Here is a 14,547-nt window from a genome sequence, read left to right on the forward strand (position 1 = left end):
AGAACAATTCATTTATGGGACAAATCAAATCAGATGCTGGGGCAGCCAGCACTATTGCGACAAACATAAATACGGGAACGGCAACGGTTCTGGGTTACAGTGCTGCTACTAAAGATGGAGATTCCACCATTACAGGCAATGTTAGCAATGCCTCTCCCTTGATAGACAGTCTGTCTAACAGTGCTAATCAGATAGCCACAGGGATTGAAAGCTTTTCAGACTGTGTGACCCAAATTGACAGTCATTTTCAGGAAAAGGATTCGGAGATAGCCAGTGCCGTCTCTGGTCTGACGGGCTGGAGTTCAGATGTTGCCCGGACGAACCGCAGCAATGGAGCCAATGCCAATGGTACAGGTGTTCCAGCTGTTGCTTCTGATTCAGCAGCCTTTAATTAAAGGGCTTAGAAAGGATAATTATTATGGTCAAAATGGTATTAGGGAGCTCTGATACCCAAGCCAGCTCAGTAGGAACGCTTGCTGATAATTATAAGGCTGGTTTTGAACAGCTGGTCAAATCCATAGACCAGCTGGCTAATGAAGACAGGCTGTCTGGTTCGGCCTACAGTAATATCAAGAACTATGGCAGCAGTGTGGTCAAGCCTTTAGCCCAAGCCTTTGTCCTTCTGGCAGAGGCGGCTAAGGCCGATATCAAGAAGCTGCCGGATGAATACCGTGCCAGTGTCGGCAATGAGGATTTGGATGAAGAGACCTTAACAGCTCAGATCCATGCCTTGAACTCTACGCTTGCTACCAACCGCGCGACTAAAACGGCTATGAAACGCGTTGACAGCGCTGCGGATACGCAGTCTTTCGATCAGGCGATTAGTGCTGATGAGGGGACTAAGCGGGATTTGGAAGAGAAGCTGCGCAAGCTCCGGGAGTACGATGCCAAATCTTCTGGTTTTTTCAACGATATTGCAGGCTTAGAGAGTGCGGTCAATACGGGGCTTTCTCAGCTGCAAAGCGGGATCTCAGGTTTTAACGGTACATTCACCCTGCCCAGTAAGAAGGAGTTGGCCTGGACCAAGACGATTAAGTCCCAGTGGGAAAAGCGGGAGGCTTATCAGAGAGCTGTCGCTAAAGTCAATAAGGGCGAAGCTCTTAATGCTAAAGACGCTAAGGCGATTAAGGCTTACCAAAAGGCGCATCCCAATATCAAGTTAGATGAGAAAGTTAAAAGGGCGCTAAAGCAGCAGGAAAATCAGAAAACTCTCTATGAACAGTTTAAAGATGTGATGGGGAGCAATGAAGCCAAACGGCTCAGTCAGGTTATGGCTCTGCTTCCTAAAAACTTCACCAAGGCTGTCCTTAAGTCGGACGGTTTGTGGGAGATTTTAGCGGCTGTGGAGAAAACAGGCGCTAAAGGAGATAAGTTTGTAACAGCGGTTCTAAGCGGTCTGTCCAAGTACGAAAGCATGGGGAAATTCGGTGAGAAATTCTCCAAAGGCTTCAAGTATCTGGAGAAAGCAGCCAGCCCCGTCAAATCAGCTGCCAAATGGGGCTTAGAAAAAGTGACTGGCTTCAAATCTTTAGAAGAGGCTGTCAAAACCGGTAAGAATTTTGTCGGTGAGGCCAAATTTTTAGGGAAAGGCATCAAGTTTTTAGGCAAAGTCGGGACAGTTGCGACGGTTGCCGAACTAGGCATTAGCGGAGTCTCTAGCGGTGTCGATGAGTATCGAAAAACAGGGAATGTCGGAAAAGCAGTTGGCAAAGGAGCTCTTTCTGCTGTTTCCAGTGTCGGACCTTTAGAGGGGGCTACATTGGGTGCTGCGGTAGGAAGTGCGGTTCCTATATTCGGAACAACTGCTGGTGCAGTGGTAGGAGCTGGTATAGGAGTGGGGATCCAAGTCATTAAAATGATCGAACCTAAATTCTTTGATGATCCCGTAAAAGGAACGAAGAATATTATTGGTAAAGTTGGAAAGGGAATTAAAGGAGCAGCCAATGCTGTCTCCAATGCAATTGGTGGAGTCGGCAAGGCACTAGGATTTGGGTGATAGCTTATGAAGAGAAAGTCTATTTTTAAAGCATCATTTGAAGAGAGTCTTAATCTAGAAGATGATGGTTTTTTGCAGTTTCAGAAAAGGGATGTTTTCTCTAAGTTAGAGAAATATTATAAAGCAGGTAGACCAACTATAAGAATCAGAATACAAAACATAATTTCAACTCTTGTTGGACCTATTTTTATAAACTTTATGTTTCTAGTTTTTTCACTATCTTTACACGAGTCCAATCCTAAAGATTTGACAATTCCCATATCCCGATTTGCTTTATTAACAACAGAGGTGTATTTAATTTGCTTCTTACTTTGGATATTTCTGATAATACTTGGTAAAACTTTTAGAAAGGGATACATACTACCCTATCGCAATCATTTTCATGCTATTACGTTTATAATTTGGTTTAGTTTAGAGCTTAATTTATTAGCAATTGATGTCTCCCTACCGGCTTTATCTCTTTGGGGAATTCTTGCTATCTTTGGCTTGATGTTACTCTTAGCCTATGTCATGTTTACCGGCAGAGTTAGACGCCTCAAAACTCTTCTGTATGGAACAGATGTTTCTCCTAGCTTAAGTGATAAAATAGCCAGTAAGCTAGCTGTTTATGGAATGGGGATTTTAGGCTTTGGTGTTATTATCAATTTTATTTTAAAAAGTTTTTCTATAAAATTTTCAACTTCAATGGAAGGTTTAGGCCTTTTTCTGACTTGGATTGTTTTGAATGTGGCTATCATTGCGATGCTTGTATTTCTGGAATTACCTTGTTATCTTCAAGCCTACTACAAATGGAAATACCCAGAGGAATACCGCGAGTGGGAAGGTAAAAGCTTAGAAGAATGGTATGGCAAAAAGTATCTGAAAAAGCATCCAGAACTGCTGAAAAAGGGGTTGCAGTAATTAAAGATATGACGAAAGAATCACTATTTCAAGCCAGTTTTGAAGAAAGCCTCAATCTGGAAGATGATGGATTTCTTCAATATCAATTAAAAGAACAAGATAAGAAATTAGCCAAATTTCCTAAAAAAGGATATTTTTCTTTAAAAACTAGACTTATTAGTTTAGTGCTAACACTTCTTTTTCCAATTGGGCTCAATTTTATATTGGTACCTATTCTTATGGTGTTACGAGATGATGCTGAAAATTTAACAATACCAATATCCAAACATGAATTATTAACAGTTGAAGTTTATTTCTGCTGTTTACTAATATGGTTAGTATTTGTACTAATTGGAAAAAGAATAAAAAGGCTATACCTTTTTCCATATCGGTTTCATTTTCATACTATAACTTATTTGATTTGGTTGGTTCTAGAGTTTGATTTAGCTGGAATAGAACTCACCTTACCAACATTAACTGTATGGGGAATTTTAATTTTTTTTATGGCAATATTATTATTAGGATATTGGATGTTTGGAATTAAATATCGTAGCATAAGAAAACTTTTATATGCAGAAAAGTCCGCTATCACAATACAAAATAAAGTTGCTAAAATATTGTCTATTTATGGCACAGGTATCTTAGGGTTAGCGGTACTTATTAAGCAATTTTTTTCAATTTTCACAAGTGGATTTTCTGATTCATTAAAAGGTTTGGGATTACTATTAACCTGGTTTATTGCCAATTTAGCTATCATTGCGATGCTTATTTTTCTAGAATTTCCCTATTTTCTCCAAGCCTACTACAAATGGAAATACCCAGAGGAATACCGTGAATGGGAAGGTAAAAGCTTAGAAGAATGGTATGGCAAAAAGTATTTGAAAAAGCATCCAGAACTGCTGAAAAAGGGATTGCAGTAATTAAAGATATGACGAAAGAATCACTATTTCAGGCCAGTTTTGAAGAGAGTCTTAATCTAGAAGATGATGGTTTTTTGCAGTTTCAGAAAAAGGATTATTACAATAAGCTTGGCAAAGCCTTTAAGAGAGGTAAACCAAACTTTTGGTTTACCATTCAGAGCTTAATTCTTACCTTCCTTTTTCCTGTTGGTACGAATTTCATGTTCCTTGTTTTTTCACTATCTTTACATGATTCTAATCCTAAAGACTTGAGATTACCTATTTCCCCATATCCTTTACTAACAATTGAAGTTTACCTCATTTGCCTCTTGATATGGTTAATACTAGTGCTAATTGGCAAGCTCTTTAGACGAACCTATATCTTAGCTTACCGCTATCGTTTTCATGTCATTACTTTTATTATTTGGTTAGGTTTAGAACTTGATTTATTAGCAATTGATGTCTCCCTACCGGCTTTATCTCTTTGGGGAATTCTTGCTATCTTTGGCTTGATGTTACTCTTAGCCTATGTCATGTTTACCGGCAGAGTTAGACGCCTCAAAACTCTTCTGTATGGAACAGATGTTTCTCCTAGCTTAAGTGATAAAATAGCCAGTAAGCTAGCTATTTATGGAATGGGGATTTTAGGCTTTGGTGTTATGATCAACATTATTTTAAAAAGTTTTTCTATAAAATTTTCAACTTCAATGGAAGGTTTAGGCCTTTTTTTAACATGGATTCTTTTGAACATAGCACTTATTGCAATACTCACCTTTATGGAATTACCTTTCTTTTTAGAAGCCTACTACAAATGGAAATATCCAGAAGAATACCGCGAATGGGAAGGTAAAAGCTTAGAAGAATGGTATGGCAAAAAATATTTGAAAAAACATAAGGAGTTATTAAACAATGAATAAATCAAAAGACTTACTGCCTTTAGGCAGTATCGTGTACTTGGAAGAAGGCACACAAAAGCTAGTGATTGTCGGCCGCGGTGTGATCTTTGATGATCCGGATACTAATGAGCAAGTATTGGCGGATTACATGGGGGTGCTTTACCCTCAAGGCTTCCAAACGGAGTCTACCCTCTTTTTCCAGCATGACAATATTGATCAGGTGGTCTTTGAAGGTTACAGTGACGAAGAAGAGGAACGCTTTATGGCAGTTTATCATGACTGGGAAGCTGACCTCACGGTTCCTAGAAAAGAAATTTAATGATAGTGTTAAGCAGTCAGTTCGCTGACTTCTTAATCTAAAAGTTTCAGTTGGAAGTGCTGAGCTTTTAGGTTAGGAAAGCCATTCATTTACGTTCTTGTCTCAAATGACGGCTTGATTAATCAAAAACCAAGGAAAGGATAACTAACGATTATGGTCAAAATGGTATTAGGAAGCTCTGATACCCAAGCCAGCTCAGTGGGAACGCTTGCTGATAATTATAAGGCCGGTTTTGAACAGCTGGTCAAATCCATAGACCAGCTGGCTAATGAAGACAGGCTGTCTGGTTCAGCCTACAGTAATATCAAGAACTATGGCAGCAGTGTGGTCAAGCCTTTAGCCCAAGCCTTTGTCCTTCTGGCAGAGGCGGCTAAGGCCGATATCAAGAAGCTGCCGGATGAATACCGTGCCAGTGTCGGCAGTGAGGATTTGGATGAAGAGACCTTAACAGCTCAGATCCATGCCTTGAACTCTACGCTTGCTACCAACCGCGCGACTAAAACAGCTATGAAACGCATTGACAGCGCTGCGGATACGCAGTCTTTCGATCAGGCGATTAGTGCTGATGAGGGGACTAAGCGGGATTTGGAAGAGAAGCTGCGCAAGCTCCGGGAGTACAATGCTAAATCTTCTGGCTTTTTCAGCGATATCGCAGGCTTAGAGAGTGCGGTCAATACGGGGCTTTCTCAGCTGCAAAGCGGGATCTCAGGTTTTAATGGGACTTTCACCCTGCCCAGTAAGAAGGAGTTGGCCTGGACCAAGACGATTAAGTCCCAGTGGGAAAAGCGGGAGGCTTATCAGAGAGCTGTCGCTAAAGTCAATAAGGGCGAAGCTCTTAATGCTAAAGACGCCAAGGCGATTAAGGCTTACCAAAAGGCGCATCCCAATATCAAGTTAGATGAGAAAGTTAAAAGGGCGCTAAAGCAGCAGGAAAATCAGAAAACTCTCTATGAACAGTTTAAAGATGTGATGGATAGTGATACTGCGAAACATCTTAGTGAGGCTTTGAAATTTATGCCACAAACTATGACAGCAAAACTTTTAAAATCACCAGGTTTTTGGGAAATCCTAGCCGGAGTTGAACAACAAGGAGTGACAGGAAAAAAAGCAGTTGACAGTATTTTAAACGGTCTGTCAAAATATGAAGGCCTTGGAGTCATGATTAAGAACAGTAAAGCTGGAAAAGTGGTTAAAGTTACAGAAGATGCATGGAAGAGCTTAAAAATACTAGCAGATCCAGTGAAATCAGCCGTATCAGAAGGACTAAAAAATACAAAAGTCTATAAAACATTATCAAAAGTTGCTGAGGGCGATAGTAAAATAGCGGGAACCCTTAAGTTTTTAGGTAAAGGAGCAAAGATAGTTGAAAAAGGAGCTGTAGCTTTAACCTACGCAGATATTGCTATTTCTGGTGTCTCAGGGGGGGCTAAGGAATATACGAAGTCCCATGATGTTGGTAAGGCAGCAATAGCAGGTACTTTTTCTTCTATCAAGAGTGTTGGACCGCTAGAAGGTGCTACTATAGGTGCCACTATAGGTGGTGGACCAGTTGGTGCAGGTATTGGTCTTGTAGTGGGGACTGCTATATGGGCAATGGATAAAGCGGGATGGATTGATGGGGCACAGAATTTAGCAATGAAAGGTTATGATAAGGCCAAAGAAGCTATTGACACTACTGTAAAGTCGGCTGGAAAAGCTATTAAAGGAGCTGCGAATACAGTTTCTAATACAATAGGTGGCATAGGAAAGGCTCTTAGTTTTGGGTGATAAGCTATGAAGAAAAAATCTATTTTTCAAGCGTCATTTGAAGAAAGTTTAAAACTGAAGAATGATAGTATGATTAATTTACAAAAAAAGGCACACAATAAAACTGAAAAATTTTTCGTTTCTGGTCGGCCATCACTATGGTTTAAAATTAGAAGCTTTCTATTAACATTAATTTTTCCAATAGGTCTTAATTGTCTATGGGTTCTTTTATCAAAACAGTTCCAAAGTAGCAGCTTTAAAAAATTATCATTCTCCCCTCCGCATCATAATTTATTAAATTTTCCAATTTATTTTGCTTTACTTACTGTTTGGTTATTTCTCGTTGTTTTAGGCAAAAAATTTTTTAGACAGGCGAGCGTACTACCCTATCGTTATCAATTTCATTGTTATAGTTTTATGATTATGTTGGTTCTTGTATTAGATCTATTAGCTATAGATATATTCTTATCTAATCTGCCTTTATATATTATTTTGGCTGTGATTCTTATGTTAATAGCTTTGTTTTATCTTATGTATCATTCAAAAATAACTAGTTTGCAAATGTTACTATATCATCAAAATTACAAAGTTAAATTACTAGATAAAATAGCAAAGTTCATAGGAATTTACGGCTTAGGTATCTTAGCAATAATAACTATTTTAAATAAATTACTATTAAGCATTTTAGGGAAACCTTCAGCATCATTAGAAAATTTAGGAATGTCATTAGTGGTCCTAGTAGCAAATTTAATGATATCAGCAATAACCATTTTTATTGGTATCCCCTATTTTCTTCAAGCCTACTACAAATGGAAATATCCAGAAGAATACCGTGAATGGGAAGGTAGAAGCTTAGAAGAATGGTATGGCAAAAAGTATTTGAAAAAGCATCCAGAACTGCTGAAAAAGGAGCTGCAGTAATTAAAGATATGACGAAGACGAAAGAGTCACTATTTCAAGCCAGTTTTGAAGAGAGTCTTAATCTAGAAGATGATGGATTTTTGCAGTTTCAGAAAAAGGATTATTACAATAAGCTTGGAAAGGCTTTTAAGAGAGGGAAACTTTCCTTTGGGTTTAGAATTCAAAGTATCATTTTTAGTTTATTGTTTCCAATAGGCGTAAATTTTATGTTTCTTGTTTTTGCAGTATCCTTGCATGATTCTGATCCTAAGGATTTAAGATTACCTATCTCTCGGTATCCGTTGCTAACAGTTGAAGTCTATTTAATTTGTTTACTGATTTGGTTGTTGCTGGTATTAGTGGGGAAATTCTTTAGGCGCTCTTATATTCTGCCTTATCGTTATCGTTTTCATATTATAACTTTTATGATATGGTTTATGCTAGAATTGAATTTGCTGGGAATCACTGTATCCTTACCAATATTATCAGTATGGGGTATTTTTGCAATTTTCGGACTTATGGCATTGTTGGCTTATTTGATGTTAAGAAGAGAAATCAGAAGTTTAAAAAAACGAATTTATGGTGAAATTAATTCTCCCACTCTACAAGATAAAATTGCCAATATAATAGCTATTTATGGAATGGGGATTTTAGGCTTTGGTGTTATGATCAACATTATTTTAAAAAGTTTTTCTATAAAATTTTCAACTTCAATGGAAGGTTTAGGCCTTTTTTTAACATGGATTCTTTTGAACATAGCACTTATTGCAATACTCACCTTTATGGAATTACCTTTCTTTTTAGAAGCCTACTACAAATGGAAATACCCAGAGGAATACCGCGAGTGGGAAGGTAAAAGCTTAGAAGAATGGTATGGCAAAAAATATTTGAAAAAACATAAGGAGTTATTAAACAATGAATAAATCAAAAGACTTACTGCCTTTAGGCAGTATCGTGTACTTGGAAGAAGGCACACAAAAGCTAGTGATTGTCGGCCGCGGTGTGATCTTTGATGATCCGGATACTAATGAGCCAGTATTGGCGGATTACATGGGGGTGCTTTACCCTCAAGGCTTCCAAACGGAGTCTACCCTCTTTTTCCAGCATGACAATATTGATCAGGTGGTCTTTGAAGGTTACAGTGACGAAGAAGAGGAACGCTTTATGGCAGTTTATCATGACTGGGAAGCTGACCTCACGGTTCCTAGAAAAGAAATTTAATGATAGTGTTAAGCAGTCAGTTCGCTGACTTCTTAATCTAAAAGTTTCAGTTGGAAGTGCTGAGCTTTTAGGTTAGGAAAGCCATTCATTTACGCTCTTGTCTCAAATGACGGCTTGATTAATCAAGAACCAAGGAAAGGATAATTATTATGGTCAAAATGGTATTAGGGAGCTCTGATACCCAAGCCAGCTCAGTAGGAACGCTTGCTGATAATTATAAGGCTGGTTTTGAACAGCTGGTCAAATCCATAGACCAGCTGGCTAATGAAGACAGGCTGTCTGGTTCAGCCTACAGCAATATCAAGAACTATGGCAGCAGTGTGGTCAAGCCTTTAGCCCAAGCCTTTGTCCTTCTGGCAGAGGCGGCTAAGGCCGATATCAAGAAGCTGCCGGATGAATACCGTGCCAGTGTCGGCAGTGAGGATTTGGATGAAGAGACCTTAACAGCTCAGATCCATGCCTTGAACTCTACGCTTGCTACCAACCGCGCGACTAAAACGGCTATGAAACGCATTGACAGCGCTGCGGATACGCAGTCTTTCGATCAGGCGATTAGTGCTGATGAGGGGACTAAGCGGGATTTGGAAGAGAAGCTGCGCAAGCTCCGGGAGTACAATGCTAAATCTTCTGGCTTTTTCAGCGATATTGCAGGCTTAGAGAGTGCGGTCAATACGGGGCTTTCTCAGCTGCAAAGCGGGATCTCAGGTTTTAACGGCACATTCACCCTGCCCAGTAAGAAGGAGTTGGCTTGGACCAAGACGATTAAGTCCCAGTGGGAAAAGCGGGAGGCCAAACTGGCAGAAGCTGATCTCAACAAGGGAGCTCAGGAACTTGCGAAAAAGGCAGGCATTTCCTATGAGGAAGCACTGGACTGGATGCTGAAAGATAAAGTGCCTTCCAGCCTTCGCAAGTGGAGCAAGAATGCACTGAAAATGCGTGACGCTTATATCACTTACAAAGGAGAAAAGGCCTTTATCAATGGCCGCAAAATCGTTGTTGACTCTAAAGGCCGCGTGCGAATGGGGTCAAACCAAATCAATCTCTATAACAGGGACAGCGGGCGCGTTTATAAGAACCGGACGGCAAAAACCTTCCAGGAAGTAACCGGTGAAACGGATATTCGAAAGACCAATATCGGACGGGGAGTCCAGTCAACAGGCTGGAAGAATGCCTTGAAAGATGCCGGGTCTTTCGGTAAGGAGGCCGCTAAGGAGAACCTGAAAAACTCGCTCAACCCTTTGCGTGAATTTAAGGGCTTTCAATCGGCCAGCAAATGGGCTAAGGGCAGTAAGATACTGGGAGCTGCGGGAACCGTTATCAATGTGGGCTCCAATATCAAGGAGAATTTCTTTGATGATAAGACATCTTCCATGGGGAAGAAGATTCGCAACTTTTCAGTGGATACAGCGGTTGACTTAGGTTCTGGTGCTGGCGCTGCCTATGCCGGTGCTGCCGTTGGCACCATGATTGGCGGACCAGTTGGCACCGTTGTTGGCGCTGCGGTAGGTATGGGAATGTCTTGGCTTATGAATCGTAAATGGAGTAAGTCGGAGAGTTCCTCCCTAACCGGTGCTACTAAAGTTGGTTTAAAAGCCTTATTTGGAGGTTAATAATATGAGAAATGAGCGTTATCATGGTCCCTTGATTGAAAGCGGAGCCAACCTTGGATATATAAAGCTATTCCCTTGGATAAGTCTTTTTGTATCTTCAGTATCTTTATGGGGGACTACTTTTATTGATAAGGTTGGAATCTTTCAATGCATGTTCATATTTTGTGTTTCGGTTAGTCTTTTTAGTATTTTATGGTCTTTTAGTCAGCGTCTGTTTCTTCGTTTTCAGAGTTTTACTTATATGCTGGTTGCATTGATTACCTTTATTTTAGTTCTTGACTTTAATTTTATTGGTTTAGTAATGTGTGTAGGAAATAGTGGATTGTACTCAATCATTTCGGCTGTTTATAACGCAGTCATGTTCTTACTCTTTTTCCTCGCTTGTGGCATTTACGCTTGGCATTACCTGCCTCAAAACCAAGGAAAGGTTTGGAAGATTAATCAGTGGGAGACTTATGGTGTCAAATCAAAGGGTAAGAAGAAAGAGTGGCTGACCAATTTTGGAGCAGCTTTTGGAGCGGTTTTATTTGTGCCGGCTCTCTTAACTGGCTATATTGAAAATGCTTTTGGTATTTTTCTGGGTCTTTTGATTACCTCTACTCTTTCTGCAGTCATCGTTGACGCCCTTTATGCAGCTGTCTATGTGAGAAAGCATCCAGAAGATGATTCACCCTAATGGCTTATGCTGCGGTAGGTATGGGAATGTCTTGGCTTATGAATTTCAAAGTTAAGGAATTTGGCAATAAATCCGCTACAGATCTTGCCAAGGATGGTTTAAAAGGCGCCACAGATGCCATTGGCGGTGGTTTAAAAACAGTAGGAGGGTGGTTTAACTGATGACAAAGACAAAAAAGCAAAGCAAAACACCTAAGAATACTATTCCCAGAGATCGCTATCATGGGCCTTTGATAACCGGTGGGGTCAGTCTAAGCTATCTTAAGATCTATCCTTGGATTAATTTGCCCTTTTCTTTCCTTCTCTTTTTTGGATGGGGATATGGGGATCAGTTAGGTCTTATTAAAGGTCTTTTCTTAATTTGTATCATTATCAATGTCGCCAGTATCCTTTTTTCCTTTTTCCATTCTCTAGTGAATCGCCTTAAGTCTCTGGCTTATGTATTGATTGCTTTGGTATCTTGGACAACACTGTTATGGTTAGATTTTATTACTTTGATGATGTTTGTATCCTCTTCAAATGGCAGTACTATTAGTGCGAAAGTAATTTACGATCACCCTTTGACCTTGTTTTACGTCATTCCAATGTTACTGCTCTTTTTCCTTACCTGTGGTTTTTACGCTTGGCATTACCTGCCTCAAAATCAAGGAAAGGTTTGGAAGATTAATCAGTGGGAGACTTATGGTGTCAAAGTGAAAGGTAAGAAAAAAGAGCGACTGATCAATTTTGGAGCAGCTTTTGGGGTGGTTTTGTTTGTTCCAGCTCTCTTAACTGGCTATATTGCCAATGTTTTTGGTGTTTTTTTGGGACTTTTATTTACATTGACCCTGCCAGCTGTCATCGTTGATGCCTTTTATGCGGCTGTTTATATCAGAAAACATCCAGAGGATGATTCTCTTTAATCATACCGTTATTGGTGTAGAGCAGGTATATGAATTTCAAAGTTAAGGAATTTGGCAATAAATCCGCTACAGATCTTGCCAAGGATGGTTTAAAAACAGTAGGAGAGTGGTTTAGCTAATGAGTAGAAGAAAACTAAATAATAAATCGGGGGAAACTAATAATATTAAAGAACGATATCATGGTCCACTAATTACAAATGGTGTCAGTCTAGGTTATATTAAAATCTATCCCTGGATTAGCTTGCCGATTAGTTTGTTTTTGTATTTTGGTGGCGGTTACAAGGATGATATTGGTATTATCAAAATCCTATTTCTTACCTGTGTCATTATTAACGTACTAAGTATTTTAATTGCTCGTTTTAACTCTTTGATAAATCGCTTTAAACCCTTGATATACATTTTAATAGCTTTGGTTTCTTGGACAGTGTTAGTTGAGTTAACCTTTATTGGACTATTGATGTTTGTTTCAAATGAAAGTTCTCTTAGTGCACGAACTGTTTATGATTCAGACTTGACCTTGTTTTACGTCATTCCCATGTTACTGCTCTTTTTCCTTACCTGTGGTTTTTACGCTTGGCATTACCTGCCTCAAAATCAAGGAAAGGTTTGGAAGATTAATCAGTGGGAGACTTATGGTGTCAAAGTGAAAGGTAAGAAAAAAGAGCGGCTGACCAATTTTGGAGCAGCCTTTGGAGTGGTTTTGTTTGTGCCAGCTGTATTAACTGGCTATATTGCCAATGCTTTTGGTGTCTTCTTGGGAATTTTACTAACCTCCACTTTATCCGCTGTCATCGTTGATGCCTTTTATGCGGCTGTTTATATCAGAAAACATCCGGAGGATGATTCTCTTTAATCATACCGTTATTGGTGTAGAGCAGGTATATGAATTTCAAAGTTAAGGAATTTGGCAATAAATCCGCTACAGATCTTGCCAAGGATGGTTTAAAAACAGTAGGAGGGCGGTTTAGCTTGAAAGACCCCATCTCGTTTAGAAAGAATGTAAGAGGAAATCTATGGAAATCAGATCTAAAAAATTAAGCCTTTATCAATTATTTGGCTATAAAGAAAGCGGGTTAACAGCTGTCCCAATTGATCAGCTTTGTCAAGAAGTCTATCCTTTATGCTGGGAGTTTATTGAGGATATGCTGGATACAGTCTATTCAGATGGGCCTGTTTGTTTTAAAAGCTATCCTTTTTCTCAAGCAGGAAATTGGCTTATCTTCACGACATTTGGCAATGAAATACGTCCGACAAGTGATGATGTATACCCGCTTTATTTTGAAGATAAACTGTTTATTGAGAGTGAGGATTTTGCTAGTTTTAGGTCAGCTGATTTGCAGGACTATTATGACGATTTAGCAGCCAAGTACGCTGACAGAGATTTAAGCAGCTTAGCTGTCTATCACGTGCTGTATCACCCTAGTGCAGAAGGTATATGGGTTGATGCCTATAGCAGTTGGGAGGAAGTGTAATGGATTATATTGTAGCAGAAGGAGTTACTAACGAAGCTATTTTTGAAGCTCGCTATGTGATTAGAAAGCGTAAGACTTTTCACGTGAGTCAGATGCGAGCAGAACTAGATGCTTTTATGGCAGCGGTTGAGGCGGCAGGGGGGCACCCAGCCGGCCCGCTCGTCTATAGTCTCAATAATGTGCCTTATGAAGGGGAGATGGCGATTGAATTTTTCCTCCCTTTAGAAGAAGATTATATTGAAATTGAGGGGATGCGCTTTTCCTCTTACTTTGAGCTTAACAACGTGATTATGATTTCGCTGGATCATGATTATGAAGAGCTGACCAAGAAGCTTATGCTCGCTTATTGTGGACTTTAGATCAAAATGATCAGGAACAATATACTCCCTTTTATCATGTTTTAAACCCAGAAGAGCCTGGCAGTGTCACGGTCCTGCTGGGCTATGCCTATTGATTGCCGCAGCTGTTTTAGCGTCTCATAGCCACCTGCAGCGAAGGGACTTAACTTAACATCTGGAGAGGACAGAGTTGTTCTCTCTCTTTTGCTGTTTCGAGTGCAATAAGGTACTAAGAGGTGAAGGGAAATGCAGCACAAATAATTTAGACAAAGGACAAGTTATGAAAAATAAAGAAGAAAAACAAAAACGTTTAGAGTTAGAAGATGAAATAGCTAAGCTAAAATTTGAAGCAGAAAGCTTAGAAAATGAGCAGGTTGAGCTTAAAAAGCAACAGTCACAAATAGATGAAGATTTTGCTTTAAGCTTATCTGAATTGGGTTACTTGGATTACTATGAGTTATCTCAAGAAAATGCCGTTTTATTGTCAACCCTTCAGCAGCGTCAGAACTACTTACGACAGTCTGCTTATGAGTTTTTAGAAAAGCAGCTCAAACATCAACAAGAACGCTATGACAGTTTAACGTCACAACTTCAGGAATTTCGCAAAGAATATTATGCGTTAGAAAGCTGATATTAAGATATTAGATAGGGAAAACTAGAGTTAGCATATAGAGTTGGAGGAGACTGGAATAAA

The 14,547-nt window shown here is 39.5% G+C and carries 17 protein-coding genes and 1 pseudogene; all 18 read left to right on the forward strand.

The features are described from left to right. Nucleotides 1–14 precede the first annotated feature (14 nt). The 18 genes and pseudogenes from STRMA_RS09210 (at nucleotide 15) to STRMA_RS09295 (ending at nucleotide 14,484) form a co-directional block, all read left to right on the forward strand. A complete protein-coding gene (locus STRMA_RS09210) occupies nucleotides 15–395 on the forward strand; it encodes a TIGR04197 family type VII secretion effector (RefSeq protein ID WP_003082294.1) in 381 nt (126 codons plus the stop codon). Nucleotides 396–418: 23 nt separating this feature from the next. Then, complete coding sequence (locus STRMA_RS09215) at nucleotides 419–1,996, forward strand: T7SS effector LXG polymorphic toxin (protein WP_003080456.1); 1,578 nt, start codon at nucleotides 419–421, stop codon at nucleotides 1,994–1,996. Nucleotides 1,997–2,002: 6 nt separating this feature from the next. Beyond that, nucleotides 2,003–2,896, forward strand: a complete 894-nt coding sequence (locus STRMA_RS09220) for a hypothetical protein (protein WP_003081811.1) — start codon at nucleotides 2,003–2,005, stop codon at nucleotides 2,894–2,896. An 8-nt stretch (nucleotides 2,897–2,904) separates the two neighbouring features. Further along, nucleotides 2,905–3,795: a hypothetical protein gene (locus tag STRMA_RS09225; protein ID WP_003079882.1), complete on the forward strand. Its 891-nt coding sequence runs from the start codon at nucleotides 2,905–2,907 to the stop codon at nucleotides 3,793–3,795. 8 nt (nucleotides 3,796–3,803) lie between these two features. Then, nucleotides 3,804–4,691 (forward strand): hypothetical protein, encoded by an 888-nt coding sequence (locus STRMA_RS09230; protein WP_003080547.1) that lies wholly within the window; start codon nucleotides 3,804–3,806, stop codon nucleotides 4,689–4,691. After that, nucleotides 4,684–4,989 (forward strand): DUF4176 domain-containing protein, encoded by a 306-nt coding sequence (locus STRMA_RS09235; protein WP_003079404.1) that lies wholly within the window; start codon nucleotides 4,684–4,686, stop codon nucleotides 4,987–4,989. The genes STRMA_RS09230 and STRMA_RS09235 overlap by 8 nt, the downstream gene beginning before the upstream one ends. Before the next feature lie 153 nt (nucleotides 4,990–5,142). After that, nucleotides 5,143–6,756 carry a T7SS effector LXG polymorphic toxin gene (locus tag STRMA_RS09390; RefSeq protein ID WP_003080038.1) on the forward strand — a complete coding sequence of 538 codons (1,614 nt, stop codon included), beginning with the start codon at nucleotides 5,143–5,145 and terminating at the stop codon, nucleotides 6,754–6,756. Nucleotides 6,757–6,762: 6 nt separating this feature from the next. Next, complete coding sequence (locus tag STRMA_RS09250) at nucleotides 6,763–7,656, forward strand: LTA synthase family protein (protein WP_003082489.1); 894 nt, start codon at nucleotides 6,763–6,765, stop codon at nucleotides 7,654–7,656. Nucleotides 7,657–7,664: 8 nt separating this feature from the next. Then, nucleotides 7,665–8,558 carry a hypothetical protein gene (locus tag STRMA_RS09255; RefSeq protein WP_003079070.1) on the forward strand — a complete coding sequence of 298 codons (894 nt, stop codon included), beginning with the start codon at nucleotides 7,665–7,667 and terminating at the stop codon, nucleotides 8,556–8,558. After that, nucleotides 8,551–8,856, forward strand: coding sequence for a DUF4176 domain-containing protein (locus STRMA_RS09260; protein WP_003081864.1), 306 nt, complete (start codon nucleotides 8,551–8,553; stop codon nucleotides 8,854–8,856). Before STRMA_RS09255 ends, STRMA_RS09260 begins: the two co-directional genes overlap by 8 nt. A 149-nt stretch (nucleotides 8,857–9,005) precedes the next feature. Then, on the forward strand, nucleotides 9,006–10,466 hold the full coding sequence (locus tag STRMA_RS09265) for a T7SS effector LXG polymorphic toxin (RefSeq protein ID WP_003078568.1): 1,461 nt from the start codon (nucleotides 9,006–9,008) through the stop codon (nucleotides 10,464–10,466). A gap of 4 nt (nucleotides 10,467–10,470) precedes the next feature. Next, nucleotides 10,471–11,142, forward strand: a complete 672-nt coding sequence (locus STRMA_RS09270; RefSeq protein WP_003081418.1) for a hypothetical protein — start codon at nucleotides 10,471–10,473, stop codon at nucleotides 11,140–11,142. Beyond that, complete coding sequence (locus STRMA_RS09820; RefSeq protein WP_003082312.1) at nucleotides 11,142–11,303, forward strand: hypothetical protein; 162 nt, start codon at nucleotides 11,142–11,144, stop codon at nucleotides 11,301–11,303. The genes STRMA_RS09270 and STRMA_RS09820 overlap by 1 nt, the downstream gene beginning before the upstream one ends. Beyond that, nucleotides 11,303–12,043: a hypothetical protein gene (locus STRMA_RS09275; protein ID WP_003079536.1), complete on the forward strand. Its 741-nt coding sequence runs from the start codon at nucleotides 11,303–11,305 to the stop codon at nucleotides 12,041–12,043. Before STRMA_RS09820 ends, STRMA_RS09275 begins: the two co-directional genes overlap by 1 nt. Nucleotides 12,044–12,161: 118 nt before the next feature. Next, a complete protein-coding gene (locus tag STRMA_RS09280; protein WP_003078659.1) occupies nucleotides 12,162–12,896 on the forward strand; it encodes a hypothetical protein in 735 nt (244 codons plus the stop codon). 160 nt (nucleotides 12,897–13,056) lie between these two features. Further along, nucleotides 13,057–13,515, forward strand: coding sequence for a hypothetical protein (locus tag STRMA_RS09285; protein WP_003081378.1), 459 nt, complete (start codon nucleotides 13,057–13,059; stop codon nucleotides 13,513–13,515). After that, nucleotides 13,515–13,969, forward strand: a pseudogene (locus tag STRMA_RS09290) (DUF5085 family protein). Before STRMA_RS09285 ends, STRMA_RS09290 begins: the two are co-directional and overlap by 1 nt. Nucleotides 13,970–14,133: 164 nt before the next feature. Further along, the gene (locus STRMA_RS09295; protein WP_003082299.1) at nucleotides 14,134–14,484 is read left to right on the forward strand and encodes a hypothetical protein; all 351 of its coding nucleotides are present in this window, start codon (nucleotides 14,134–14,136) and stop codon (nucleotides 14,482–14,484) included. The last annotated feature ends 63 nt before the right edge of the window (nucleotides 14,485–14,547 follow it).

The sequence above is a fragment of the Streptococcus macacae NCTC 11558 genome (assembly GCF_000187995.2).
GTDB lineage: Bacteria > Bacillota > Bacilli > Lactobacillales > Streptococcaceae > Streptococcus > Streptococcus macacae.

Bases quoted from the DNA above. Each gene is read 5' to 3' on its own strand.
- STRMA_RS09255 (WP_003079070.1), top strand. From the start codon at position 7,665: ATGACGAAGACGAAAGAGTCACTATTTCAAGCCAGTTTTGAAGAGAGT.
- STRMA_RS09210 (WP_003082294.1), top strand. From the start codon at position 15: ATGGGACAAATCAAATCAGATGCTGGGGCAGCCAGCACTATTGCGACA.
- STRMA_RS09820 (WP_003082312.1), top strand. From the start codon at position 11,142: ATGGCTTATGCTGCGGTAGGTATGGGAATGTCTTGGCTTATGAATTTC.
- STRMA_RS09215 (WP_003080456.1), top strand. From the start codon at position 419: ATGGTCAAAATGGTATTAGGGAGCTCTGATACCCAAGCCAGCTCAGTA.
- STRMA_RS09285 (WP_003081378.1), top strand. From the start codon at position 13,057: ATGGAAATCAGATCTAAAAAATTAAGCCTTTATCAATTATTTGGCTAT.
- STRMA_RS09225 (WP_003079882.1), top strand. From the start codon at position 2,905: ATGACGAAAGAATCACTATTTCAAGCCAGTTTTGAAGAAAGCCTCAAT.
- STRMA_RS09250 (WP_003082489.1), top strand. From the start codon at position 6,763: ATGAAGAAAAAATCTATTTTTCAAGCGTCATTTGAAGAAAGTTTAAAA.
- STRMA_RS09390 (WP_003080038.1), top strand. From the start codon at position 5,143: ATGGTCAAAATGGTATTAGGAAGCTCTGATACCCAAGCCAGCTCAGTG.
- STRMA_RS09220 (WP_003081811.1), top strand. From the start codon at position 2,003: ATGAAGAGAAAGTCTATTTTTAAAGCATCATTTGAAGAGAGTCTTAAT.
- STRMA_RS09265 (WP_003078568.1), top strand. From the start codon at position 9,006: ATGGTCAAAATGGTATTAGGGAGCTCTGATACCCAAGCCAGCTCAGTA.
- STRMA_RS09270 (WP_003081418.1), top strand. From the start codon at position 10,471: ATGAGAAATGAGCGTTATCATGGTCCCTTGATTGAAAGCGGAGCCAAC.
- STRMA_RS09275 (WP_003079536.1), top strand. From the start codon at position 11,303: ATGACAAAGACAAAAAAGCAAAGCAAAACACCTAAGAATACTATTCCC.
- STRMA_RS09235 (WP_003079404.1), top strand. From the start codon at position 4,684: ATGAATAAATCAAAAGACTTACTGCCTTTAGGCAGTATCGTGTACTTG.
- STRMA_RS09280 (WP_003078659.1), top strand. From the start codon at position 12,162: ATGAGTAGAAGAAAACTAAATAATAAATCGGGGGAAACTAATAATATT.
- STRMA_RS09230 (WP_003080547.1), top strand. From the start codon at position 3,804: ATGACGAAAGAATCACTATTTCAGGCCAGTTTTGAAGAGAGTCTTAAT.
- STRMA_RS09260 (WP_003081864.1), top strand. From the start codon at position 8,551: ATGAATAAATCAAAAGACTTACTGCCTTTAGGCAGTATCGTGTACTTG.
- STRMA_RS09295 (WP_003082299.1), top strand. From the start codon at position 14,134: ATGAAAAATAAAGAAGAAAAACAAAAACGTTTAGAGTTAGAAGATGAA.